Raw genomic sequence first — 3130 nt, 5'->3', positions numbered from 1 at the left:
AGAGCCTCGCGGCGATCGAGGGCATCCGGCAGAAGCCCGGCTCGCCGGTTTATGTCCGCCAGCAGGAGCCGCTCGGGCTGGGCCACGCGGTGTGGTGCGCGCGCGAGATCGTCGGCGACGAGCCGTTCGCGGTGCTGCTGCCGGACGAGCTGATGGTCGGCCAGCCCGGGCTGCTCGCGCAGATGGTCGAGGTCTATCAGCGCACCGGCGGCAATGTGATCGGGGCGCTGGAGATTCCGGCGGAGCAGACCGACAAATATGGCATCATCTCCCCCGGCGCGCGCGACGGCCGCGTCGTGGAGGTGGCGGCGCTGGTCGAAAAGCCCGCTTTGGGCACCGCGCCGTCCAACCTGATGATTCCGGGCCGTTACATCCTGCAGCCCGAGGTGATGAAGATCCTCGACAATCCCGTCCGCGGCGCGGGCGGCGAAATCCAGCTCACCGATGCGATGGCGCAGCTGATCGGGCAGCAGCCGTTCAGCGGCGTGATGTTCGACGGTCAGCGGTATGATTGCGGCGACAAGGCCGGCTATATCCAGGCCAATCTCGCGCTCGCGCTGGCGCGGGACGATATCGGGCCGGTGGTGCGCGATTTCGCGCGGCAGTTGCTCGCTTGACGGTCCTCGTCACCGGGATCGCGGGTTTTATCGGCCACGCCGTTGCCGCCGCGCTCGCCGCGCGCGGCGAGCAGGTGGTCGGGATCGACAATCTCAACGATTATTACGATCCCGCGCTCAAACACGCGCGGCTGGCCGATCTGCGCGCGCGTTTCGGTGACGCGGTCGCGTTCGTGAAGGGCGATATCGCCGACGACGAAGCGCTCGATGCGGCGGTCGCCGGGCGTCAGGTGGACCGGATCGTCCATCTCGCGGCGCAGGCGGGGGTGCGTTACTCGCTGGAAAACCCCCGTACCTATGTTCGCTCGAACCTTGCGGGGCACGTCAACATGCTCGAACTGGCGCGCGGGCTGGCGGTGCGCCATCTCGTCTATGCCTCATCTTCCTCGGTCTATGGCGGCAACCGCCAATTGCCGTTCCGGGTGGAGGATCGCGCCGATCATCCCGTCTCGCTTTACGCGGCGACCAAGAAGTCGGACGAGTTGCTTAGCGAAAGCTATGCACATCTGTTCCGCATCCCGCAGACCGGGTTGCGTTTCTTCACGGTGTACGGGCCGTGGGGGCGGCCGGAGATGGCGGTGTGGCTGTTTACCGCGGCGATTCTGGCAGGTCAGCCGATCAAGGTGTTCAACGGCGGCGCGATGCGGCGGGACTTCACCTATATCGACGATATCGTCGCCGGCGTCCTCGCCGCGCTCGATCGGCCGCCGGCTGATGACGGGGCAGCGAAGCCCGGCGGCAGCATTTCCCCGCATGCCATCTACAATCTCGGCAACAACAATGCCGAAGAACTGACGCGGCTGATCGAGGTGATCGAGGAAGCCTGCGGCCGGCCGGCGGTGCGCGAACTGCATCCGATGCAGCCGGGCGACGTTTCGGCGACCTATGCGGATATCGCCGCGGCCGCGCGCGATCTGGGCTTCACGCCGTCGACGTCGATCGAGCGCGGGGTGCGCGCATTCGTCGACTGGTATCGCGCGCATTACGCGATCTGACCGCATAATATCATCCGCCCCGGCGGAGGCCGGGTCCAGCATCGGGCCGATAGTAACTGGACTCCGGCCCGCGCCGGGGTGGAAAGCAATGTTGCCGGCCAACGCTCTACGCTCATTCGGACGGATGCGTCGTCGCCCTGCCGCCGGATCGCAGGCAAAAAAATAGCGGCCCGAAGACCGCTATTTCTTCCGATTTCTCGGGGAAATCAGTTGCTGCTCGACTTGCTATCCGAGTCGGCGATCACAACGATGCCCGCGATCACAGCAGCCGCCGCGAGAACGGCGACGATCACGCCACCGCCGGCCAGCTTGTCCTTCTTCGCGCTCGGCGACGCCGCACGGGCCTGGCCGATCGAAAGGCTGGACGCCGGATTGGCCGAAGCGGCCATAGCCGGGGCAACCGCCAGCGAAGCAGCGGCAGCAGCGGCAATGTACTTGGCAAGACGCATTGAAAAACTCCCTTTCCGGTCCGTCGGCCTAATTGCATCAACCTCCGGGCTTTGCAAGCCTCTAAAGCCCGATCGTTAACAAAGTTCCGCGGTGCTGCGTCATCCAGTTGTAATTCTGCAACGGCAGCCGGGGTCCTTCGGCAATCGGATGGTGCGAAATGTAAAATAGAGTAAATCCGCGAGTAACAATTTCCCCGCCGGGTCTTCGCCGAACGGCACGATCGCACGAATCGCTTCGAGTGCGGCAAGGCTGCCGATCATGCCGACCATTGGGCCGAGCACGCCGTCTTCTGCGCAGGACACGCCTTCGCGCGCGGGATCGTCGCCGACGAGGCAGCGGTAGCACGGCTTGTCCGCTTCCCAGCCACGATAGACTGCGACTTGTCCTTCGAACTGGCCGACCGCCGCCGAAACGAGCGGGATGCGCGCGCCGAGCGCAGCATCGGCAACCGCGAGACGGGTGTCGAAACTGTCGCTACCGTCGATCACGACGTCCGCGCCGTCGAGCAGCGCGGGTGCATTGTCGCGATCGAGCCGCACCGGTCGTTGTTCGATCGCGACATGCGGGTTGATCGCGGTTGCCGCCCGCGCGGCGGCGGCGATCTTCGGCGTCCCCACGTCGGTGGTGCGGAAGATCGTCTGTCGCTGGAGATTGGAGGCGTCGACGCGATCGTCGTCGATCAGGATCAGCCGCCCGACCCCCGCGCCGGCGAGATATTGGATCGCGGGTGAGCCGATGCCCCCGGCGCCGACCAGCGCGACGGTCGCGCGCTTCAATCGCAGCTGCCCGGCACCGCCGATTTCCTTGAGGACGATATGGCGCGCGTAACGCGCCAGTTCGTCGGGCTCGAGCGTCAATCCCTCCATGAGAAGGTGAGCGCGGTGCGGTACCAGGTATCCGATTGCGGGGTCGGCACATTGTCTCGCGTGACGCGCGAGACGATGCCGGCCGAATATTGTTCGACCGTCGGGCAGCCGATCGCGCGGGGCACGATCCGCCGCACCGTTCCGGCATTGTCGATCAGCACCGCCAGATCGACCCGCAGCACATAGCCGTCGCTGCCGCGCT

General features: G+C 65.8%; 4 protein-coding genes and 1 pseudogene. 2 read left to right on the top strand and 3 right to left on the bottom strand.

The genetic code is table 11. The annotated features are described in order from the left end of the window. Both BGN95_RS26305 and BGN95_RS26300 read left to right on the top strand, forming a co-directional pair. Window positions 1-617 (top strand): UTP--glucose-1-phosphate uridylyltransferase (locus BGN95_RS26305; protein ID WP_502688359.1); only part of this gene is annotated, 617 nt, incomplete at its 5' end. Beyond that, the gene (locus BGN95_RS26300; RefSeq protein WP_286774534.1) at window positions 614-1612 is read left to right on the top strand and encodes an SDR family NAD(P)-dependent oxidoreductase; all 999 of its coding nucleotides are present in this window, start codon (window positions 614-616) and stop codon (window positions 1610-1612) included. The genes BGN95_RS26305 and BGN95_RS26300, both read left to right, overlap by 4 nt. 206 nt (window positions 1613-1818) lie before the next feature. Here BGN95_RS26300 and BGN95_RS26295 read toward each other — a convergent pair whose 3' ends face one another. The 3 genes and pseudogenes from BGN95_RS26295 to BGN95_RS26285 form a co-directional block, all read right to left on the bottom strand. After that, the gene (locus BGN95_RS26295; protein WP_179511276.1) at window positions 1819-2061 is read right to left on the bottom strand and encodes a hypothetical protein; all 243 of its coding nucleotides are present in this window, start codon (window positions 2059-2061) and stop codon (window positions 1819-1821) included. A 99-nt stretch (window positions 2062-2160) separates the two neighbouring features. Beyond that, a complete protein-coding gene (locus tag BGN95_RS26290; protein ID WP_286774533.1) occupies window positions 2161-2919 on the bottom strand; it encodes a HesA/MoeB/ThiF family protein in 759 nt (252 codons plus the stop codon). Further along, a pseudogene (locus BGN95_RS26285) lies at window positions 2916-3130 on the bottom strand (hypothetical protein); the annotation flags it as partial. The pseudogene BGN95_RS26285 and the gene BGN95_RS26290, both read right to left, overlap by 4 nt.

This window comes from Sphingomonas sp. 66-10 (genome assembly GCF_001897045.1).
GTDB classification, from domain to species: Bacteria; Pseudomonadota; Alphaproteobacteria; order Sphingomonadales; family Sphingomonadaceae; genus Sphingomonas; species Sphingomonas lycopersici.
The sequence above is the reverse complement of the archived record's forward strand: the minus strand, read 5'-3'. Positions and strand labels throughout refer to the sequence as shown.

Coding starts and splice junctions, on each gene's coding strand:
- BGN95_RS26295 (WP_179511276.1), bottom strand. CDS start 2,061: ATGCGTCTTGCCAAGTACATTGCCGCTGCTGCCGCTGCTTCGCTGGCG.